The sequence below is a fragment of the Pseudomonas sp. genome, assembly GCF_030684895.1.
Lineage (GTDB): Bacteria > Pseudomonadota > Gammaproteobacteria > Pseudomonadales > Pseudomonadaceae > Aquipseudomonas.
Map to the genome: position 1 here is coordinate 24,098 of NZ_JAUXXP010000016.1, position 21,277 is coordinate 45,374.

Below are 21,277 nucleotides of genomic sequence, written 5' to 3' on the forward strand. Positions count from 1 at the left end.
GACGACCACTCGATACAGAACACCCCCGGCCTCGCCTTTTCGCAAAAGCAGCCATACTGCCAACAAGCAATCAGCGACCGTGCCAGGCTCGTTCCGTAGAGTCTTCCACGCCACAGTGTTCCGGCGGCAGGTCTCTCGCCTGCCTCTTACACACGGCAACAAGGAGAAAGCGGTATGCAAGTCAACATCAGTGGACACCAGCTGGATGTGACCGACGCCCTACGCGACTACATCGCCGAAAAACTCGGCCGATTGGAGCGCCACTTCGACAAAATTACCAACGTGCAAGTCACCATGGAGGTCGAGAAACTCAAACAGAAAATCGAAGCGACCCTGCACATTGCCGGCGGCGAAGTTGTTGCCAACGCCGAGCATGAAGACATGTACGCAGCCATCGATCTACTGACTGATAAACTCGACCGACAACTCATCAAACACAAGGAAAAACAGCTCGAACGTCAACAGGGCGCTATGGCCCGCTGACATCGTCTATCTCCTATGATCCGACTTGAAACTATCCTGACCCCCGGCCGTTCCCTGGTGAACGTGCCGGGCGGCAGCAAAAAACGTGTTCTCGAACAGATTGCCAACCTGGTGGCGCGCGAGCTGCCTGACCTGGACGGCCAAGACATCTTCGAAAGCCTGATTGCCCGCGAAAAACTCGGCTCGACCGGTTTCGGTAATGGCATTGCCATTCCGCACTGTCGCCTGCCCGGTTGCACTGCGCCGATCAGCGCCTTGCTGCGCCTGGACGCCGCCGTGGACTTCGATGCCATCGACGGTGCACCGGTGGACCTGCTGTTTGTCCTGCTGGTGCCAGAGGCCGCCACCGATGCTCACCTGGAACTGCTCAGGCAGATCGCCAGCATGCTTGATCGCAGCGATGTACGTACCAGTCTGCGCCAAGCCGAAAGCAGCGAAGCCCTGTATCAGGTGGTCGTGGACGTACAAAGCCAACTCAACCGAGCCTGAGCATGCGCCTGATCATCGTCAGCGGTCGCTCCGGCTCAGGAAAGAGCACCGCCCTCGATGTACTTGAGGACAACGGCTTCTACTGCATCGACAACCTGCCGGCCGGGCTGCTGCCTGAATTGGCCGAGCGCGCCCTGCTGCACACCGAACTGCTGCATCCGCAGGTCGCGGTGTCGATTGATGCACGCAACCTGCCGAGCCATCTCAAGCGCTTCCCTGAGCTGCTTGAAGAAGTTCGCGCGCGGCATATCAAGTGCGATGTGATCTACCTGGATGCCGACGAAGAGACCTTGCTCAAGCGTTTCTCGGAAACCCGTAGGCGCCACCCGCTGACCAACGAAAGCCGCTCGCTGGCCGAAGCCATCGCCGATGAAAGCCTGCTGCTCGGGCCGATCATCGATTTGGCCGATCTGAAAATCGACACCACCCATCTCAATCTGTATCAGCTGCGCGACAGCCTCAAGCTGCGCCTGCTCAATCAGCCAGAGCCGGGCACCGCGTTTCTGCTGGAATCCTTCGGTTTCAAGCGCGGTATGCCGGTGGATGCCGACCTGGTATTCGATGTGCGCTGCCTGCCCAACCCCTACTGGAAGCCGGACTTGCGCGATTTCTCCGGGCTCGACCAGCCGGTAGTCGATTACCTCTCGGCCCAGGCCGATGTCGAGGACATGTACCAGGACATTCTCGCCTACTTGACCAAGTGGCTGCCGCGCTTTGCTGCCAGCAACCGCGCCTACGTCACGGTGGCGATTGGCTGCACCGGCGGCCATCACCGCTCGGTGTACCTGGCCAACCGCCTGGGTGAAACCCTCAAACCCATCCTGAAAAATGTTCAGATTCGCCACCGCGACCTCAGTTAAGGAATTGCCGCGATGCCCGCCTGCGAAATCACCATTATCAACAAGCTTGGCCTGCACGCCCGCGCGGCAGCCAAGTTTGTCGGCGTCGCCGGGCGTTTCCCCTGTCAGGTCAAAGTTGGCCGCACGCCGGAGAGCCTGGTCGATGGCAAGAGCATCATGGCGGTGATGATGCTCGCCGCCGGTAAAGGCACGGCCGTACACCTGCATACCGAAGGCGAACAGGATGCCGAAGCGCTGCAGGCGCTGAGCGAATTGATCAACAACTACTTCGACGAAGGCGAATAGCTGATCGAGGGACAGTAAAAAGGGGCTGAGCGCTTACGCGACAGCCCCTTTTTCATACACGCGGAATCAACTACCGGCCACCGTCATGCGCTCGATCAGCACCGAGCCGGTGCGGATATTGCTGCGCAGTTCCAAATCATTACCCACCGCAACAATCTGCTTGAACATGTCGCGCATATTGCCGGCAATGGTGACTTCCTGCACCGGGAACTGGATCTCGCCATTCTCCACCCAGTAACCACCGGCACCACGCGAATAGTCGCCGGTGACCATGTTCAGGCCCTGCCCCATCAGTTCGGTGACCAACAGGCCGCGGCCCATGCGCTTGAGCAGCGCCTTCTGGTCTTCATCGCCGTGACTGACAAACAGGTTATGCACGCCGCCGGAGTTGGCGGTGCTGGGCATGCCCAGCTTGCGTCCGGAGTAGGTGCCGAGCACATAGGACAGCAGCTCGCCGCGCTCGACAAAGGATTTGGCATAGGTCGCCAGACCGTCGCCATCGAAGGCCGCGCTGCCCAAGGCGCGAGGGATATGCGGGCGTTCATCCAGCGTCAACCACTCAGGGAATAGCTGCTGACCGAGTGTCCCTTCAAGAAACGACGATTTGCGGTACAGATTGCCGCCGGAAATAGCCGCGAGAAAGCTGCCAAACAGGCCACCCGCTAATTCTGCAGCGAACAGCACCGGCACTTCGCAGGTCGGCACCGGACGCGCGCCCAAACGGCTTACTGCACGCTCGGCAGCGCGACGGCCAATGCTGCCGGCATCGGCCAGCAATTCGCCCTGGCGATTGACGTCGTACCAGTAGTCGCGCTGCATCTGCCCGCCATCTTCGGCGATCATCACGCAGCTCAAGCTGTGCCGCGTGCTGGCGTAACCGCTGATAAAGCCATGGCTGTTGCCATAAACCCGGCAACCCTGATGGGTATTCAGCGTCGTGCCATCGGCGTTCTTGATCCGCTGGTCTGCGGCAAAGGCCGCTGCCTCGCAGCTCAAGGCCTGTTCAATAGCCTGCTCCGGGGTAATCGACCAGGCGTGATACAGATCCAGCTGCGGCAGTTCGCGGGCCATCAAGCCCGCATCGGCCAAACCGGCGCATTCGTCCTCGGAGGCATGTTTGGCAATCGCCAACGCGGCCGCTACGGTCTCGCGAATCGCCGCTTCGCCACTGGCCGAGGTGCTGGCCGAACCCTTGCGCTGACCGACATACAGGGTGATACCGAAACCCTGGTCGCGATTGAATTCAACCGTTTCCACTTCACCCTGACGCACCGTGGTGGACAAGCCCTGCTCTACCGAAACTGCCACTTCACAGGCACTCGCGCCCTGCTTTTTCGCTTCAGCAATAATCTGCTCCACCTGCGCCTGCAAATGCGGCACAGCCTGGGGGCCGACGATGTCTACTGCACTCATAAGAACTCCTGAACGATAAGCGGCAAGCGCGGCCAAACAGGCCAGACGCTTACAGCTGGAAACTTGCTGCTATCATGTCGGCGTTTTCCACTGGACCGCCACCATGTCTGAATACCTTGACGACTTCTCCGGCGAGAAGAGCAAAACCCAGGTCAAGCGCGAGTTTCATGCGCTACAAGATCTGGGGCAACGCCTGACTACCCTGAAACTCGACCTGCTGAACAAGCTGCCGCTGACCGACGAGCTGCGCCGCGCGCTGGCCGAAGCGCCCAAGCACACGGCCAATGCCGCGAAAAAGCGCCATGTGCAGTTTATCGGCCGACTGATGCGCGATCAGGACATCCCAGCCATCCTGACCCTGCTCGACCAGCTGGATGCCTCCACCCGCCAGTACAACGAACGCTTTCATAATCTGGAGCGCTGGCGTGACCGTTTGCTCAACGGCGACGACGACACCCTGGAAAAATTTGTCGGTGAATACCCCGACGCTGACCGCCAGCACCTGCGCCAGCTGATCCGTCAGGGCCAGCACGAACTGGCGCAGAACAAAGCGCCTGCCGCTTCACGCAAAATCTTCAAATACATCCGCGAGCTGGATGAAACCCAGCGCGGTTTGCGCTAGGCCTCTCGGTCATGATGGGTTACGCCTTCGGCTAACCCATCCTACAAATCTCAACCGCCCGTCCCGCCCACCGTAATCGCATCGATCTTCAGCGTCGGCTGGCCCACGCCAACCGGCACCGACTGACCGTCCTTGCCGCAGGTACCGACGCCGCTGTCCAGCGCCAGGTCGTTACCAACCATCGACACCTTGCTCATGGCTTCCGGACCATTGCCGATTAGCGTTGCTCCTTTGACCGGGGCGGTGATCTTGCCGTCCTCGATCAGGTAAGCCTCGCTGGTGGAAAACACGAACTTGCCGCTGGTGATATCCACCTGGCCGCCGCCAAGGTTGGCGCAGTAGATGCCTTTCTTCACCGAACGGATGATTTCTTCCGGGTCACTCTCGCCAGCCAGCATGTAGGTATTGGTCATGCGCGGCATCGGCAAGTGCGCATAGGACTCACGGCGACCGTTACCGGTGCACGCCACGCCCATCAGGCGGGCATTCAGCTTGTCCTGCATGTAGCCCTTGAGCACGCCGTTCTCGATCAGCGTGGTGCACTGGGTCTGCGTGCCTTCATCGTCCATGCTCAGGGAGCCGCGGCGCTCGGCCAGGGTGCCGTCATCGACGATGGTGCACAGGCTGGAGGCCACCTGCTCGCCCATACGGCCGCTGTAGGCCGAACTACCCTTGCGATTGAAGTCGCCTTCCAGGCCATGGCCGACTGCTTCATGCAGCAGCACGCCAGACCAGCCTGCGCCCATCACCACGGCCATAGTGCCTGCCGGGGCCGGAATCGCTTCGAGGTTGACCAGCGCCTGGCGCAGGGCCTCACGGGCATAGCCCATGGCGCGCTCTTCGTTGTTGCTGGTCTGCTCAAGGAAGTAGCGGTAATCGGTACGTCCGCCGCCGCCATGGCTGCCGCGCTCGCGGCGACCGTTCTGCTCGACGATCACGCTGACATTGAAGCGCACCAGCGGGCGAATATCCGCGCCCAGGCTGCCGTCGTTAGCGGCGACCAGAATGCGATCCCACACCCCGGCCAGGCTGACCGAAACCTGCTTGATGCGCGGATCAAGGGCGCGAGTGGCGACGTCGATGCGCTTGAGCAGCTCGACCTTTTCCGCCCGGCCCAGCACATCCAGCGGGTTGTCCTGGGCATACAGCGGCTTGACCAGCGGGCTGCTGAACGCTTGCACGCGGCCGTTCTGCCCGGCGCGGGCAATCGAGCGGGCCGCGCGTGCCGCCTGGCTCAAGGCGTCAGCGGTAATCGCATTGCTGTAGGCAAAACCGGTTTTCTCGCCGGACTGAGCGCGCACGCCGACGCCCTGATCAAGGTTGAAACTGCCTTCCTTGACGATGCCATCCTCCAGCGCCCAGGTTTCCGAAACCTGGCTCTGGAAGTACAGATCGGCCGCATCGATTCCCGGCCCGGCCAGGTCGGCCAAAATTCCAGGCAGATGCTCAATGGTCAAACCGCCCGGCCCCAGCAGATGTTCACTGACGGACACCAACATATTGTTCATTGCTCAATCTCGTTTATGACTGTTGCACCTGGCAGCCGTGGTTCGGCTGCCGCAAAAAATCGTTTATGCCGCGCCACCGGCATACGCTGACGGATCGCCGCCTGCTCGGCCGCATCACGCTCGGCCAGCAGGACGCCCGGCCCCTGTGGCAGTTCGGCGAGCACGCGCCCCCAAGGGTCGACCAGCGCCGAATGGCCAAAGGTCTCGCGCCCGCCCGGATGGCTGCCGCCCTGACCGGCCGCCAGTACATAGCACTGGGTTTCGATGGCCCGCGCGCGGGTGAGTATTTGCCAATGCGCCGCGCCGGTAACCGCAGTAAAGGCCGCCGGCACGCTGATCAACTCGGCGCCAGCCGCACGTAACGCGCTGTACAGCTCGGGGAAGCGCAGGTCATAACACACCGTCAGACCCAAACGCCCAACCGGAGTATCGGCTACCACCACCAGGCTACCGAAGGCGTAATCGTCAGACTCGCGATAGCGGCCGTGGCTGTCGCTGACATCCACATCAAACAGGTGCAGCTTGTCATAACGCGCCACCCGCTGGCCTTGATTATCGATCAGCAGGGAGCAGGCATGAGCCTTGGCGTCAGGCTGGCCATCCGGTGGCAAGGGCAAGGTGCCGGCGACAATCCACAGGCCCAGATCGCGGGCAGCCTGTTGTAACCAGGGCAGAATCGGCCCCTCGCCCAACGCTTCGGCACGCCCCAGTGCGGCCTGATCACGCCGGCCCATGGCCGCGAAGTTTTCCGGCAGCACCGCCAGCCGCGCACCTTGCGCAGCAGCCTGTTCGAGCAACTGCCGAGCCTGCGCCAGATTGGCCAGGACATCGGCCTGGCTGACCATTTGAATGACTGCGAAAGTCATGACTGCCTTATCTCTCTATCGGTATCAGGCTTCAGCTTACAAGCCATACCGGCAGACTGCACGGCTGCATATTCGCCGTGCGGGTTTACTGCGGTTTCTCGAAGGGTTTGTCGAAACTGATATCCGGGTTCTGCCAGGAGCCCTTGACGTCGTACTGCACGCTGGCAAAGCGCGCCACGCGGTCACCCAGCAGCTTATCGGCGATAAACAGCGCCCCACCAATAGCCGGCGCACCAACTATCAACGCGGCCAAAGGCAGGTTGTTGGTCACCGGCAGGGTCACCAACAACTTGGCATCAATGCGATCATTGGCCATGTCCAGGGTGCCATTGAGCTCCAGATTGCTCGACGGCCCTTCAAGGGTGATCGGCTCGCGGGTCACGAACACACCGTTATCGGCCACCAGCAGGCCCTTGACCCGGTCATAGCTCAGGCCCTTGCCAAGCAGATCGGAGAAGTCCAAGCGCAGGCGTCGACCAATCGAGTTGAAATTCAGCAAGCCGAATACCCGCAGCGCCGAAGCCGGACCTTCCACCTCGGAGAACTGGCCCTTGCGCAGCGAGGCATCCAGCGTGCCGCTAAAACGCTTCATGCCAAACCAGGCCGGCGAGCCGGGCCAGTCGCCATCCACATCCAGATGAAAATCTCGGCTGCTGGCGGTGGGGGCAAAGCCCCAGGCGATCAATACATCAGCCAGATCGGCGCCACCCATACGCCCCTTATAGCTGCTGCGCATGCCGCTTGCGGCGTTTAGCCAGGTGGCCCGACCGCCAATCTTCAAGCCCTTGAGGTTGAGGTCCAGCTCGTTGAAATGCACCCCGGTGCCGACCGGACGCGCCTTGAGCGACCAGCTGCCCAGCGGTTCGATGCCCTGATAAACCTGGGCAATACGCACGTCCAGCGCCGGGAAGCTGCTCGGATCAACGCTGGCCAGCGGGTCTGGTGCCTCGACCACAGGCTCGCCTGCAGCCTTCTTCTCTGCCGCCGGTAAGCGCAGGTAATCGAGCGTCAGGGCAATCGGCAGCTCACGGGTATCCGGCAAGCCGACCTGGCCTTTCAGCTGCGCACTGTCGAGGCTGACTGCCCAGGTTGCAGCATCGCGCTGAACCGCCACTTCTAACGCATCCAGGCTGATGCCAAAACCGCTGAAACGGCCAATACGCAGCTGCGCGTCCTTGAACAGCCGCTGCGCATCATCGACTGGCACGCTGGCATAGGGCTGCAACACCTGCTGCCAGGCCGACCAGTCCAGCTCGGCCACGCGCCCGCGCACACGCAGGCCCTGACTGGTCGGCAGGCTGGCCGGGCCATCGGCCAGGCGAATCTCGCCGCGACCTTGGTTGAACTGCCCCGGACGGGCGGCCAAGGTCAGGCTCAGCAACTCGGCGTAATCCAGCCAGTAGCGCTGCTCACGGCCACCCAGGGTCATGCGCCACTGCGTCACACGCTCCTCGGCAGCGGTCTTGCCGAACGGTGCCGGCAGCGCCAGCGTGGCGCCTTTGAGGGTGGAACTCACACGTAACTGACTGTCGGCGCCGTCCAGGGTCAGGTTGAGGCGATAGGGTAGATTGCCACTGATGGGCAGCGGCTGGGTCACGCCCAGCCAGCTGCTCAGCTCCTTGACGGCGATCTGCCCGTTGGCCTCGATGCGACTGCGCGCCTTGCCGCGCGCGCCTTCGGCCAGCGCCTTGGCGCGCATCGCATGACCCAGTACCTGGGCACGAATATCCGGGGCGCTGAGGCCGCTGGCGGTGTTGTAACGAAAGGCGCCCTGCAACTGACTGAACTGCAGCGGCGGGTTGGGCAGGCTGAGTTGTGCGCTTTCAGTGGCGAAATCCACCACCACTTCCGGGGCAAGGCCTTTACGTAGCGGCAGGTCGAGCTTGAGCTTGCCAGCCAGCGCCCCCGCGCCAGTCCAGCCAGCGAAGGTTTCTGCAGTGCCGATCGGCGCTTGCTGCAAGATATGCAGGGCATCATCGACATTGCTGCTCAGCTCGCTGGTCAACAACAGACGTGGCGGCTGACCGGGCAATGCAGTCGCGATCAGCGCCTGGGCATTGTTCACTCGACTATCGAGAATGCGTCCTTCAGCCAGTTCGACGCGCACGCCGCTGTCTTCGATCAACACCTTGCCACGCCCCTCGCGCAGCGATGGCCAGCCGGGCTGAAAGGCCAGCTCGGCATCATGCACGGCGAAGAATAGGCTGATGCTGTGCGCAGCATGCTCGGCCCCCTTGTTCAGCGAGCCCTGGTACTGGAAATAACCTTCATCGACCGCGCCACCACGGATGGCAGTTTTCAGCCAGGCGTCCAGGTCGGCACTCATGCCCGGCGCGCGGCTCGGCAGGTATTTCTCGGTAAAGCGCGCGTCGCCGTTACGCAGGCCGACGCGCAAGTCCATATAGTCTTCTTGCGTCGGGTCGAAACGCAGGCGAATCAGAAAATCACCGGCAGCCGGCCCCTCCTCACCCACCACTTGCAGATACGGACTGCGCAGGGTGAACGCTTCCTCATCTATCTGCCAGGTCAGCAGGGCATTGGCTTTCTGGTAGTGCCAGGGTTTGGGGAACAGAGTATCGAGGTGCAGGGAAAAGTCTTCGCTATCAACCCGCAGCTCACCTTGACCGAGATCACCACTGATGCTGCCGCTGACATTTTCTGCAGCAGGCGAGCCGTGCCATGCAGCAAAGCCAATGCGCTCTAGATTGGCCGAGAACTGCAGACGCTTGCTATCGGTCAGGTGCGGCCGGTAGTCGAGCTGAATATTGCGCAGCGCGCCATGCGGCTTGAGCTGCTCGAGTAACCCCAGGGCGTTATCCGGCAGCGGTGCAAGCCCCGCCACCAGCGGCTGCAGCGGCGCCAGGTCGAGTCGATCAGCACTCAGCAACCATTGCTCCTGCACGTCTGCGCTTTCCGCCTGCTGGGTCAGCGCCAGGCGCACCTCGCCCCAGCGCTGCTCATCACGACTGAAGGCCAGGTCATCCAGCACCAGCTTGAAACCCAGCTCGGTGCGGGTGAAATAGGCATTCAACGCCAGATTATGCAGCGCCACCGCTTCGCGCTTGGCATAGCCGGCCTTGAGCTGTGGCACATGCAGACGACTGACCGCCCGCTGTACGCCGCCATTGGCCCAGCTCAACCAGACCTCGCCGCCCAGCTGTAACTGCTCAAGCCGCCATTGCGCCAGCAGGCTCGCCGGCACCCAGGCAGCCCAATCGCTCTGCGGCAAGCTCAGGTACAGCTCGGCTTCGGCCTCCTGCCAGCGTTTGGCGCTTATCCGCGTGCGCAACTGCAGGGCCAGTGGCTGGCCGTCAGGCAACAGCAGGCGGCCGTCCAGACGCTGTCGAATACTGCCGTTACGCAGGGTGAGATTGACATAGGTCAGGGTCCGCGCCGGCTGCTCGAAGGCTTGTACGGTGATCTGGCTGTTAAACAGCGACAGGCGCTTGACCATCTGCGATTGCGTCAGCACCTGAGCCAGATCCAACGGCGCCGGGTCGCTGCGTTGCGGTAAGCCTTTGAGCGACCAGCGACCGTCCTCGCCCTGCTGCACCACCAGTTGCAGGCCATCCAGCTCGAGCCGGGCGATACGTAGCTGCCGCGCCAGCAGGCTGGCCAGCACATCCGGCACCACGCGCACCTGATCCAGCTGCAAGGCCCCGGCGCCCTCACCGACCGCCACATCGTGAGCGATCAGCACCGGCGAAAAACCTTGCCAGAGGCCTTCCAGCGCACCGATCTGCACCGGCATGGCCAGCGCTGCACGGGCCTTGTCTTCGGCGTCCAGGCGGTATTCGGCGACCAGCGGCACCAGCTCGCGGCCAAGGCTGACATACAGCGCTGCCAATACCAGCGCCAAAGCGCACACCCCCAATGCGCCACGCAGCAGCAGGGCAGTCCAACGCGCCAACGCCTGCATTCAGTTCACGCCCATATCAGAGCAGCACCACATCGTATTGCTCCTGGGAATACATGGTCTCGACCTGAAACTTGATGGTACGACCAATAAAGGCTTCGAGATCGGCGACATTGCCCGACTCTTCATCGAGCAGACGGTCGACCACTTTCTGATTGGCCAGCACACGATAGCCTTCCGGCTGGTAAGCCCGCGCCTCACGGAGAATCTCGCGAAATATTTCGTAGCAGGTGGTTTCCGCCGTTTTCAGCTTGCCGCGTCCCTGGCAGCAGCTGCACGGCTCGCACAACACCTGCTCAAGGCTTTCACGGGTGCGCTTGCGGGTCATTTGCACCAGGCCCAGCTCGGTGATGCCAATAATATTGGTCTTGGCGTGATCGCGCTCCAGCTGCTTCTCCAGGGTACGCAGCACCTGACGCTGGTGCTCCTCATCGATCATGTCGATAAAGTCGATGATGATGATCCCGCCGAGATTGCGCAGGCGCAGCTGGCGAGCAATCGCGGTGGCGGCTTCCAGATTGGTTTTGAAGATGGTCTCTTCCAGCGTGCGATGGCCGACGAAGGCGCCGGTATTCACATCGATGGTGCTCATCGCCTCAGCCGGATCGATGATCAGGTAGCCACCGGACTTGAGCGGCACCTTACGCTCCAAGGCCTTCTGGATTTCGTCCTCGACGCCATACAGATCAAAGATCGGCCGCTCGCCGGGATAGTGCTCCAGGCGGTCGGCGATTTCCGGCATCAGCTCATCGACGAACTGGGTGATTTTGCCGAAGGTCTCCCGCGAGTCGACGCGGATCTTCTCGATTTTCGGGCTGACCAGGTCGCGCAGGGTGCGCAGCGCCAGGGACAGATCCTCGTAGATCACCAGCGGCGTCGGACCGACTTTCATCTGCGTGGCAATCTGCTCCCACAGACGGCGCAGGTAACGGATATCGGCGAGGATTTCATCGGCCCCGGCGCCGTCGGCCGCAGTGCGCAGGATAAAGCCGCCGCTTTCCTCAATGCCTTCGGCGGCCACGCAATCGGCCACCACCTGCTTCAGACGCTCGCGCTCAGCTTCGTCCTCGATTTTCAGCGAGATGCCAACGTGGGCGGTGCGCGGCATATACACCAGGTAACGCGAGGGGATCGACAGCTGAGTGGTCAGGCGCGCGCCCTTGCTGCCAATCGGGTCCTTGGTGACCTGCACCACCAGGCTCTGGCCTTCATGCACCAGGGCGCTGATGCTTTCCACCGCAGGGCCTTCGCGACTGGAGATTTCCGCCGCGTGAATAAACGCCGCACGCTCCAGGCCGATATCGATAAAAGCCGCCTGCATGCCCGGCAGCACGCGCACCACCTTGCCCTTATAGATATTGCCGACGATGCCACGCTTCTGCGTGCGTTCGACATGCACTTCCTGCAGTACGCCGTTTTCCACCACCGCCACGCGCGACTCCATCGGCGTGATGTTGATCAGGATCTCTTCACTCATGCGCTTATCTCTTGTGAGAGCATGCTGAAAGCCGGGACTGTGGCACTCGTGCCAGCCATCACCCGCGACCCGCAACCTCTTGACTGTGATCTGGCAGCGACTGCCAGCACGGAATAGCAAATTCTGCGAGCAACGCGGCAGTCTCACACAGTGGCAAACCCACCACCGCCGAATAACTGCCGTGCAACTGGCTGACAAACACCGCCGCCAGGCCCTGAATACCGTAACACCCGGCCTTGTCCTGCGGCTCGCCGCTGGCCCAGTAAGCCTCGATTTCCGCCTGACTCAACGCACGGAAGGTGACCTGGCTTGTGACCACCCGCGACTCCAGCCGTTCGCGGCTGGCCAGTGCCACGGCCGTCAGCACCTGATGAGTGCGCCCGGACAAAGCACTCAAGGTCGCCAGCGCATCGTCACGGTCGACAGGCTTGCCGAGAATCCGCCCATCGAGCACCACGGCGGTATCGGCGCCGAGCACCACGGCATCCGTAGTATCGGCCAATGGCGCCAGCCCAGCCTGCGCCTTGGCGCGAGCCAGACGCTCTACATAGGCGATTGGCGACTCACCTGGCAATGCATTTTCATCAATTGGGGCGATTTGCGTGAGGAAGGGCACAGCAATTTGCGTCAGCAGTTCACGGCGACGCGGCGACCCGGAAGCGAGATAGAGGGTGGCCATGCTGACTTCTCCCTGTCGGATAAACGCAAGGCCGAGCGGCCTTGCTTAATTGACGCCTAGACGCTGATGCAGCCCGCGCAGCAAGGTGCAGACCCAAGGCCAGAGCAAGGCACTGACCAGCGCCGGCAAGACAAAGGTCAGAGTCGGCGGGCGACTGCCGGTCAGGGCGTTCAGCCACAGCTGCACCAGCTGCGCCAGGCCGAACACCACCAGCAGCACCGTGCTCTGCTGCCACATTGGGAACATGCGCAAACGCTGATGCAGGGTCAGCACCAGGAAAGTGATCAGGGTCAGGATCAGCGCATTCTGCCCCAGCAAACTGCCATTCAGCACATCGGCCAACAAGCCGATGGCCCAGGCCGTGGTCATGCCTACGCGATGTGGCAACGCCAGCACCCAATAGGTCAGAAACAGCGCCAGCCACAGCGGCCGGCCCAGCTCCATAAACTTGGGCATGCTCGATACGCTAAGCAACAGCGCCAGAGCAAATGTCAGCCAGACCACCCAGATATTGCTTGAACGTGCGGCCATTATTGCGCTGCCTCCGACGGATTGGCGGGCGCTGCTGGTGCGTCGGCCGCGGGTTGCGCCTGCTGCAGGATTTCACGATCCAGGGCTTCCTGCGCCTGCGCCGACTCGGTGGCGCGCTGCTCCGGCGTACGCGGATCGGTAAATACCAGCAGCATATAGCGGCTGCGGTTCAACATAGCCGTGGGCACCGCACGGACAATCGCAAACGGCTGGCCGGAGTCGTGGATCACTTCACTGACCATGGCCACCGGATAACCGGCCGGGAAACGCTGCCCCATACCGGAGCTGACCAGCAGATCACCTTCCTTGATATCCGCCGTGTCGGCGACATGCCGCAGCTCCAGGCGCTCCGGGTTACCGGTGCCGCTGGCGATGGCACGCAGGCCATTGCGATTGACCTGCACCGGAATGCTGTGGGTGGTGTCAGTCAGCAGCAATACGCGCGAGGTGTAGGGCATGACCTCGACCACCTGGCCCATCAGGCCGCGGGCGTCCAGCACCGGCTGGCCGAGGAACACGCCATCCTTCTCACCCTTGTCAATCAGAATGCGATGGGTAAAGGGGTTGGGGTCGATACCGATCAGCTCGGTGGCCAGTACGTCATCATCGACCAGCGCAGCCGAGTTGAGCAGCTCGCGCAGGCGCACGTTCTGCTCGGTGAGGGCGGCAAGCTTCTGCAGCCGGCGCTGCATCATCAGCTGTTCGGCCTTGAGCTTTTCGTTCTCGGCGGCCAGCTCATTGCGCGTACTCAGTTCCTGAGTCGCGCTCTCCCACACCCGCACCGGCAAGCGACCGACCCAGTAGACCGGCTCGACGATCAGGCCCAGCTGCGCCCGCACCGGCTGCAACAGAGTGAAGCGCGCATCGACCACCATCAGCGCAGCCGACAGCACGGTGAACACCAGCAGGCGCACACCCAGCGAAGGACCTTTGGCAAATAGCGGTTTGATCGGCAGCTCCTCACAGCGTCAGGCAGCAAAACAAAAGCTGCAAGCGAGTAAAACCCGGCTTGCAGCTCAAGACTTGGAGCGGTCGCGCTTATTCCGAGGACAGCAAGTCCATGGTGTGGCGATCCATCATTTCCAGAGCCTTACCGCCACCGCGTGCAACGCAGGTCAGCGGGTCTTCGGCGACGATAACCGGCAGGCCGGTTTCCTGCGACAGCAGCTTGTCCAGATCACGCAGCAGCGCGCCACCACCGGTGAGCACCAGGCCACGCTCGGCAATGTCGGAAGCCAGTTCTGGCGGCGATTGCTCCAGCGCGCTTTTCACCGCCTGGACGATGGTCGCCAGGGATTCCTGCAGCGCTTCGAGCACTTCGTTGGAGTTCAGGGTAAAGCTGCGTGGCACGCCTTCGGCCAGGTTGCGGCCACGTACGTCGACTTCACGCAGTTCGCCACCAGCGTAAGCGGTGCCGATTTCCTGCTTGATGCGCTCAGCGGTGGATTCACCGATCAGCGAACCGTAGTTACGGCGCACGTAGGTGATGATCGCTTCGTCGAAACGGTCGCCGCCAACGCGCACAGACTCTGCGTAAACGACACCATTAAGCGAGATCAGGGCGATTTCAGTGGTACCACCACCGATATCGACGACCATCGAACCACGCGCCTCTTCAACCGGCAGGCCGGCACCGATGGCAGCAGCCATTGGCTCTTCGATCAGGAACACTTCGCGAGCACCGGCACCGAGGGCCGACTCACGGATGGCGCGGCGCTCGACCTGGGTGGATTTGCACGGCACGCAAATCAGCACGCGCGGCGATGGCTGCAGAAAGCTGTTTTCGTGCACTTTGTTGATGAAGTACTGCAGCATTTTTTCGCAGACGCTGAAGTCGGCGATCACGCCGTCTTTCATCGGCCGAATGGCCTGGATGTTGCCCGGGGTACGACCGAGCATACGCTTGGCCTCGGTACCGACGGCGACCACGCTCTTCTGGTTGTTGCCGCTGGTACGGATGGCAACCACGGACGGCTCGTTCAGCACAATGCCGCGATCGCGGACATAAATCAGGGTATTGGCAGTGCCCAGGTCAATCGACAGATCGCTGGAAAACATGCCACGCAGTTTTTTGAACATGGGATAAGGACCCTAGGCAACGCGTGGGTAAAGACGAAGCGCGGTAAAGGCGCTGCTAAAAAGTGCGGCAAACTCTAACAACGGCAGGGATTTTGAGCAAGGCACCAATATGTTAGATTGCCGGTTTTTCAGGGCTTTAAGGCCCATCATCGCGGCCTTTGACCGCCACCTGTCACTATCTGTTCCCTGCGCACCCGTGCATGGCGACTCGTTCACATTTCCAAAGGCGGCCAGCGACTGCGCTGCTTTATATAGGGAGAAACCTGATGGCGCTTGAACGCTCCGACGTGGAGAAAATCGCTCATCTGGCTCGACTGGGCCTGAATGAAGCCGATATCCCGGGTACCACTGAGACCCTCAATAACATTCTCGGCCTGATTGATCAGATGCAAGCAGTCAATACTGACGGCATCGAGCCGCTGGCCCACCCGCTGGAAGCCACTCAGCGCCTGCGCGCCGACCAGGTCACCGAACGCAACCAGCGCGAGGCCTACCAGGCCATCGCCCCGGCTGTGGAAAACGGCCTGTATCTGGTTCCGAAAGTCATTGAGTAAGGGAAAAGCCTAGCCATGCATCAATTTACCCTGGCCGAGATCGCCCGCGGACTCGCCGACAAACAGTTTTCCGCTGAGGAACTGACGCGCAACCTGTTGGCGCGCATCGCCCAACTCGACCCGCAGCTCAACAGTTTTATCACCGTCACCGAAGAGCTGGCGCTTGAGCAGGCGCAAGCCGCCGACGCACGCCGCGCTAATGGTGAAAGTGGCGCCTTGCTTGGCGCACCGATTGGTCACAAAGACCTGTTCTGCACCCAGGACGTACTCACCAGCTGCGGCTCGAAGATCCTCACCGGCTTCAAGGCTCCGTATAACGCCACCGTGGTCGACAAACTCGCCGCCGCCGGCGCCGTGACCCTGGGCAAGCTGAACATGGACGAATTCGCCATGGGCTCGGCCAACGAATCCAGCCACTACGGTGCGGTGAAAAACCCGTGGGACGTCACCCGCGTGCCGGGCGGCTCCAGCGGTGGCTCGGCTGCAGCGGTCGCTGCACGCTTGCTGCCAGCGGCTACCGGCACCGACACGGGCGGCTCGATCCGCCAACCCGCTGCGCTGACCAACCTTACCGGGATCAAGCCGACCTACGGCCGCGTTTCGCGCTGGGGCATGATCGCCTACGCCTCCAGCCTCGATCAGGGCGGCCCACTGGCCCGCACGGCTGAAGATTGCGCATTGATGCTGCAAGCCATGGCCGGTTTCGATGCCAAAGACTCGACCAGCGTCGATCAGCCGGTGGACGACTACCTCGCCGTCCTCAGCCAGCCGCTGAATGGCCTGCGTATCGGCCTGCCGAAGGAATACTTCGGCGCCGGCCTCGATGCACGCATCGGCGAGAAGGTAATGGCGGTGGTGGACGCGCTGAAAAAGCTCGGCGCGACCGTCAAAGACATCAGCCTGCCGAATATGCAGCACGCGATTCCCGCCTACTACGTGATCGCTCCAGCCGAAGCCAGCAGCAACCTGTCGCGCTTCGACGGCGTGCGCTTTGGTTATCGCTGCGAAAACCCGGTGAACCTGGAAGACCTGTACAAGCGCTCGCGCGGCGAAGGCTTCGGTGCTGAGGTTAAACGGCGCATTATGGTCGGCACCTACGCGCTGTCCGCCGGTTACTACGACGCCTATTACCTCAAGGCGCAAAAGATCCGCCGGCTGATCAAGAATGATTTTGTCGCCGCCTTCAATGACGTCGACGTGATCCTCGGCCCAACCACGCCAAACCTGGCCTGGAAACTTGGCGAGAAGAACAACGATCCGGTCGCCGCCTACCTGGAAGACATCTACACCATCACCGCCAACCTCGCCGGCATCCCCGGCCTGTCGATGCCTGCCGGCTTCATCGATGGCTTGCCGGTTGGTGTGCAACTGCTCGCCCCTTACTTCCAGGAAGGCCGCCTGCTCAACGTCGCCCACCAGTACCAACAGGTTACTGACTGGCACACCCAAGCTCCGGCTGGATTCTGAGGACGACACACATGCAATGGGAAACCGTGGACCGTGGTCTGCCTGGAAATTCACGCCTGGCTCAACGCCAGCAAGTCACTGACTGGCATCAACCAGTCCTGAGCGGATTCTAAGGAGCACAGACATGCAATGGGAAACCGTAATCGGGCTGGAAATCCACGCCCAACTCAGCACCCAATCGAAGATTTTCTCCGCCAGCGCCATCGCCTTCGGCGCCGAGCCCAACACCCAGGCCAGCCTGGTTGACCTCGGCATGCCCGGCACCCTGCCGGTGCTCAACGCCGAAGCCGTGCGCATGGCCTGCAAGTTCGGCCTGGCGATTGATGCCGAAATCGCGCCGAGCAACGTCTTTGCGCGTAAAAACTACTTCTACCCAGATCTGCCCAAGGGCTACCAGACCAGCCAGATGGACCACCCCATCGTCGGCAAGGGCTTCCTCGACATCACCCTGGAAGACGGCACGCAAAAACGCATCGGCATCACTCGCGCGCACCTGGAAGAAGACGCCGGCAAGAGCCTGCACGAAGACTTCCACGGCATGAGCGGCATCGACCTTAACCGCGCCGGCACGCCGTTGCTGGAAATCGTTTCCGAGCCGGACATCCGCTCAGCCAAGGAAGCCGTGGCCTACGTCAAGGCGATCCACGCCCTGGTGCGCTACCTGGGCATCTGCGACGGCAATATGGCCGAAGGCTCGCTGCGCTGCGACTGCAACGTCTCGGTACGCCCGGTCGGCCAGGCCGAGTTCGGCACCCGCGCCGAGATCAAGAACGTCAACTCCTTCCGCTTCATCGAGAAAGCCATCAACCATGAAGTGCAGCGCCAGATCGAGCTGATCGAGGACGGCGGCAAGGTGGTGCAGGAAACCCGTCTGTACGACCCGAATAAGGACCAGACGCGCTCCATGCGCAGCAAGGAAGAAGCCAACGACTACCGTTACTTCCCCTGCCCGGACCTGCTACCGGTGGTGATTGAGCAAAGCTTCCTCGACGAGATTCGCGCCAGCCTGCCGGAGCTACCAGTCGAGAAACGCGCGCGCTTCGAAGCCGAGTTCGGCCTGAGCACTTACGACGCCGACGTACTGGCCGCCAGCCGCGAACTGGCCAACTACTTCGAGGCAGTCAATGCGGTGTGTGGCGACGCCAAGCTGGCCGCCAACTGGGTGATGGGCGAGCTGTCCAGCCTGCTCAACAAGGACAACCTGGAGATTGAACAGTCGCCGGTTTCCGCCGAGCAGCTGGGCGGGATGATCCTGCGCATCAAGGACAACACCATCAGCGGAAAAATCGCCAAGATGGTCTTCGAGGCCCTGGCCGCCGGCAAAGGCGCAAGCGCCGACGAAGTGATCGAGAAGAAAGGCCTTAAGCAGGTCACCGACTCGGGCGCCATCGAAGCGATGCTCGACGAAGTGCTGGCAGCTAACGCCGAGCAGGTCGAACAGTATCGCGCTGCTGATGAAGCCAAGCGCGGCAAGATGTTCGGCTTCTTTGTCGGCCAGGCCATGAAGGCCTCGAAAGGCAAGGCCAACCCCGGCCAAGTGAACGAACTGCTGAAGAAAAAGCTCGACGCTTGAGCCTTGTGGTAATACACAACGCCGGGTCAGCCCGGCGTTGTTTTTTCCGCCGCCCCATCATGGAGCCGCCATGCGCCTTCTGTTAATCGCCCTAACCAGCCTCTTGCTCAGCGCCTGCGCCAGCCAGGGCCAGGTCGACCCGCAGGGTTACCGTGCCGAAGGGCAGGCGTCCTATTACGGCGCGCGCCATCACGGCAACAAAACCGCCAGCGGTGAACGCTTCGACCAGAACGCCCTGACCGCCGCACACCGCAGCCTGCCGTTTGGCAGTCGGGTACAGGTAACCAACCTGCGCAACGACAAAACCGTGGTGGTGCGCATCAACGACCGCGGCCCCTACAGCAAGAAGCGCATCATCGACTTGTCACAAAAAGCCGCCGAGCAGCTGGATATGCTGCGCGACGGCGTAGTACCGGTGCGCGTGGAACAACTGGCCAACTGAACACAGCTGTTTACAAAGAAGCACTAGACAGCCCTGATCAGCCTCTGGCGCAACGCAAGCCGATGATTAAACTAGCGCCACTTTCCTGGAGCCCCTTGCAATGACCCTGATGACCTTTGTTTACCTGATCGCCGGCCTGGTGCTGCTGGTGGCCGGCGCTGAAGTACTGGTACGCGGCGCGGCCAAACTGGCGGCGCAATTCGGCATTCCGCCACTGATCATCGGCCTGACCGTAGTGGCCTTCGGCACCAGCGCGCCGGAAACCGCCGTCAGCGTGCAAGCGGCGTTCAACAACAGCGGTGATTTGGCCATTGGCAACGTAATCGGCAGCAACATTGCCAACATTTTGCTCATCCTTGGCATGACTGCGCTGGTGGCACCGCTGATTGTCTCGCGCCAGCTGATCCGCCTGGATGTGCCGATCATGATCGGCGCCAGCCTAGTGGTTTACGCCCTGGCCTGGGACGGCAGTTTGAGCCGCCTGGACGGCATCATTCTGTTTACGGGCGTGATCAGCTACACCGGCTTTTTGATCATTAGCTCCCTGCGCGACAAAAGCTCAGGTGAGGATGATGAGTTTGCCAAAGAGTTTGGTCTCGACGAGCCTGCCAAACCCTACGCCTGGGTGATCAACCTCGGCTTGATCATTGCGGGCCTGGTGCTGCTGGTTACCGGCTCCAATTTCCTGGTTGAAAGTGCCTCCACCTTGGCCCGCGCCTGGGGTATTTCAGAGCTGGTCATCGGCCTGACCGTGGTGGCCATCGGCACCTCGCTACCGGAACTGGCCACCTCGATCATGGCCGCCATCAAGGGCGAACGTGATATTGCCGTGGGCAATATTGTCGGCAGCAACATCTTCAACCTGCTCTGCGTACTGGGCCTGGCTTCCATGGTTGCCCCTCAAGCGATTAAGGTGGCCGCCAATGCCCTGGCCTTCGACTTCCCGGTAATGATCGCCGTGGCCGTAGCCTGCCTGCCGATCTTCTTCGCCGGCTACCGCATCAACCGCTGGGAAGGCCTGCTGTTCCTCGCCTACTACCTGGCCTATACGGTCTACCTGGTGCTGTCGTCGACTGGCCGCCCGTTTGCCGAAGTTTTCGGTGATGCGATGCTGGGTTACGCCCTGCCGCTGACCGCGGTGACCCTGGTGATCATTGCGGGGCGCGCCTGGCACAAACAGCGCATCTGAGCCTCTAGACGGGGGTTTGGCCATGACCCTCGCTGGGCGTTGTCCATAAACGCCCCAGGCGGTGATAAGCCTCAGGGATAGCTGAAGCTTTTGACCAAGGTCAGCTCACCTGTAGAACGCATAGGCACGATATACGACTCCTGCCGTTCGTTTATCGTGCCTTCCTGACTGATCAGGGTGATCTGCGCGGTGGTCAGTGCCGACGCGCCTGCGCCGCCGTAATAGTTCACATACACCAGGTATTGACCCGGCTGCGGCGTCGGCGAGGCGATCATCTCCGGCCCATAGCCGGTGGTCACATCAACATCCAGCGCCGCGCCGTTGGCCAGGCCCCGCTCGCCATACCAGACATGCCCGCCGTCCGGCGTAACCAGGTGCAGATCGAGGTCGGTGTTGTCCGTGTCCCATGCCAGCACCACCCGCAGCTTGGCAGGGGTCTCGCCGCTGCCCTGGTTGTAGAACTGCACACGCCGCGTTTGCTGGCCATCCGGGCTGCGCACTTCGACATTATTGCTGCCCGACGGAAATACGAACGGCCGGTCGAAACGGCCGTCCTCCTGCACTTTGAGTGGCATGCTGATGCCATTGACGATCAGCCGCGCCGGTTTTTCCGCAACCTTGGGCACGCCCTGAATGAGGCCACGGATGCGTGTCGTCTCGGCCTGATCGACCGCACTATTGACCGAAGAGGCCGGGTAATTGACCGCCTGCATAAAATGCGCGCCTTCGGCCGAGCCCTCGCGCCAGCCAGCGCGCGGGGTATCCAAACGGATTTCGGCGGCAGCAACGAATGGCAACAGGCTGACCAGTAACAGAGCAATTGGGGTGCGGCGAAAGATCATGG

At 61.7% G+C, this 21,277-nt stretch carries 20 protein-coding genes; 10 read left to right on the plus strand and 10 right to left on the minus strand.

All coding sequences use genetic code 11. From position 1 onward, the window contains the following. Positions 1-174 precede the first annotated feature (174 nt). Genes hpf through Q8M42_RS03095 form a run of 4 tightly spaced genes read left to right on the plus strand, consistent with a single transcriptional unit; the run spans position 175 to position 2,117 of the window. Complete coding sequence (hpf, locus tag Q8M42_RS03080; RefSeq protein WP_090255510.1) at positions 175-483, plus strand: ribosome hibernation-promoting factor, HPF/YfiA family; 309 nt, start codon at positions 175-177, stop codon at positions 481-483. 15 nt (positions 484-498) lie between these two features. Next, positions 499-972 (plus strand): PTS IIA-like nitrogen regulatory protein PtsN, encoded by a 474-nt coding sequence (ptsN, locus tag Q8M42_RS03085; protein ID WP_304868325.1) that lies wholly within the window; start codon positions 499-501, stop codon positions 970-972. 2 nt (positions 973-974) lie between these two features. After that, positions 975-1,832, plus strand: coding sequence for an RNase adapter RapZ (rapZ, locus tag Q8M42_RS03090; RefSeq protein WP_275961879.1), 858 nt, complete (start codon positions 975-977; stop codon positions 1,830-1,832). Between the two features lie 12 nt (positions 1,833-1,844). Beyond that, on the plus strand, positions 1,845-2,117 hold the full coding sequence (locus Q8M42_RS03095; protein WP_304868323.1) for an HPr family phosphocarrier protein: 273 nt from the start codon (positions 1,845-1,847) through the stop codon (positions 2,115-2,117). A gap of 66 nt (positions 2,118-2,183) precedes the next feature. On the opposite strand, the gene pmbA is transcribed toward Q8M42_RS03095, so the two are convergent. Beyond that, positions 2,184-3,530 carry a metalloprotease PmbA gene (pmbA, locus tag Q8M42_RS03100; RefSeq protein ID WP_304868321.1) on the minus strand — a complete coding sequence of 449 codons (1,347 nt, stop codon included), beginning with the start codon at positions 3,528-3,530 and terminating at the stop codon, positions 2,184-2,186. A 103-nt stretch (positions 3,531-3,633) separates the two neighbouring features. Between pmbA and yjgA the strand changes: the two genes are divergently transcribed. Continuing rightward, the gene (gene yjgA, locus Q8M42_RS03105; RefSeq protein WP_304868319.1) at positions 3,634-4,152 is read left to right on the plus strand and encodes a ribosome biogenesis factor YjgA; all 519 of its coding nucleotides are present in this window, start codon (positions 3,634-3,636) and stop codon (positions 4,150-4,152) included. Between the two features lie 50 nt (positions 4,153-4,202). On the opposite strand, the gene tldD is transcribed toward yjgA, so the two are convergent. From tldD to mreB, 8 genes are all read right to left on the minus strand, one after another. Beyond that, on the minus strand, positions 4,203-5,660 hold the full coding sequence (gene tldD / locus Q8M42_RS03110) for a metalloprotease TldD (RefSeq protein ID WP_304868318.1): 1,458 nt from the start codon (positions 5,658-5,660) through the stop codon (positions 4,203-4,205). Beyond that, a complete protein-coding gene (locus tag Q8M42_RS03115; protein WP_304868317.1) occupies positions 5,657-6,526 on the minus strand; it encodes a carbon-nitrogen hydrolase family protein in 870 nt (289 codons plus the stop codon). The genes tldD and Q8M42_RS03115 overlap by 4 nt, the downstream gene beginning before the upstream one ends. Positions 6,527-6,611: 85 nt before the next feature. Next, a complete protein-coding gene (locus Q8M42_RS03120) occupies positions 6,612-10,445 on the minus strand; it encodes a YhdP family protein (protein ID WP_304868316.1) in 3,834 nt (1,277 codons plus the stop codon). 16 nt (positions 10,446-10,461) lie between these two features. Continuing rightward, positions 10,462-11,919 (minus strand): ribonuclease G, encoded by a 1,458-nt coding sequence (rng, locus tag Q8M42_RS03125; RefSeq protein ID WP_304868315.1) that lies wholly within the window; start codon positions 11,917-11,919, stop codon positions 10,462-10,464. A gap of 58 nt (positions 11,920-11,977) precedes the next feature. Next, entirely contained in the window at positions 11,978-12,598 is a 621-nt protein-coding gene (locus tag Q8M42_RS03130; RefSeq protein WP_304868313.1) for a nucleoside triphosphate pyrophosphatase, read from the minus strand. Between the two features lie 45 nt (positions 12,599-12,643). Beyond that, on the minus strand, positions 12,644-13,129 hold the full coding sequence (gene mreD, locus Q8M42_RS03135) for a rod shape-determining protein MreD (RefSeq protein WP_275961888.1): 486 nt from the start codon (positions 13,127-13,129) through the stop codon (positions 12,644-12,646). Then, positions 13,129-14,031 (minus strand): rod shape-determining protein MreC, encoded by a 903-nt coding sequence (mreC, locus tag Q8M42_RS03140; RefSeq protein WP_370692726.1) that lies wholly within the window; start codon positions 14,029-14,031, stop codon positions 13,129-13,131. Before mreC ends, mreD begins: the two co-directional genes overlap by 1 nt. 136 nt (positions 14,032-14,167) lie before the next feature. Then, positions 14,168-15,208 (minus strand): rod shape-determining protein MreB, encoded by a 1,041-nt coding sequence (gene mreB, locus Q8M42_RS03145; RefSeq protein WP_304868311.1) that lies wholly within the window; start codon positions 15,206-15,208, stop codon positions 14,168-14,170. 266 nt (positions 15,209-15,474) lie between these two features. On the opposite strand from mreB, the gene gatC reads away from it, so the two are divergent. The 5 genes from gatC to Q8M42_RS03170 all read left to right on the plus strand — a co-directional run bounded on the left by gatC (position 15,475) and on the right by Q8M42_RS03170 (position 20,433). Further along, positions 15,475-15,762, plus strand: coding sequence for an Asp-tRNA(Asn)/Glu-tRNA(Gln) amidotransferase subunit GatC (gatC, locus tag Q8M42_RS03150; protein ID WP_160089142.1), 288 nt, complete (start codon positions 15,475-15,477; stop codon positions 15,760-15,762). 15 nt (positions 15,763-15,777) lie between these two features. Continuing rightward, positions 15,778-17,229, plus strand: a complete 1,452-nt coding sequence (gene gatA, locus Q8M42_RS03155) for an Asp-tRNA(Asn)/Glu-tRNA(Gln) amidotransferase subunit GatA (RefSeq protein WP_304868307.1) — start codon at positions 15,778-15,780, stop codon at positions 17,227-17,229. A 124-nt stretch (positions 17,230-17,353) separates the two neighbouring features. Then, positions 17,354-18,802 carry an Asp-tRNA(Asn)/Glu-tRNA(Gln) amidotransferase subunit GatB gene (gene gatB, locus Q8M42_RS03160; RefSeq protein ID WP_370692723.1) on the plus strand — a complete coding sequence of 483 codons (1,449 nt, stop codon included), beginning with the start codon at positions 17,354-17,356 and terminating at the stop codon, positions 18,800-18,802. 70 nt (positions 18,803-18,872) lie between these two features. Continuing rightward, positions 18,873-19,244 carry a septal ring lytic transglycosylase RlpA family protein gene (locus Q8M42_RS03165; RefSeq protein ID WP_304868305.1) on the plus strand — a complete coding sequence of 124 codons (372 nt, stop codon included), beginning with the start codon at positions 18,873-18,875 and terminating at the stop codon, positions 19,242-19,244. A 100-nt stretch (positions 19,245-19,344) separates the two neighbouring features. Beyond that, positions 19,345-20,433: a calcium/sodium antiporter gene (locus tag Q8M42_RS03170; protein ID WP_304868303.1), complete on the plus strand. Its 1,089-nt coding sequence runs from the start codon at positions 19,345-19,347 to the stop codon at positions 20,431-20,433. A gap of 71 nt (positions 20,434-20,504) precedes the next feature. Here the strand turns inward: Q8M42_RS03170 and Q8M42_RS03175 are convergent, their stop codons facing one another. Then, positions 20,505-21,275, minus strand: a complete 771-nt coding sequence (locus Q8M42_RS03175) for a YfaP family protein (RefSeq protein ID WP_304868301.1) — start codon at positions 21,273-21,275, stop codon at positions 20,505-20,507. Positions 21,276-21,277: the final 2 nt, after the last annotated feature.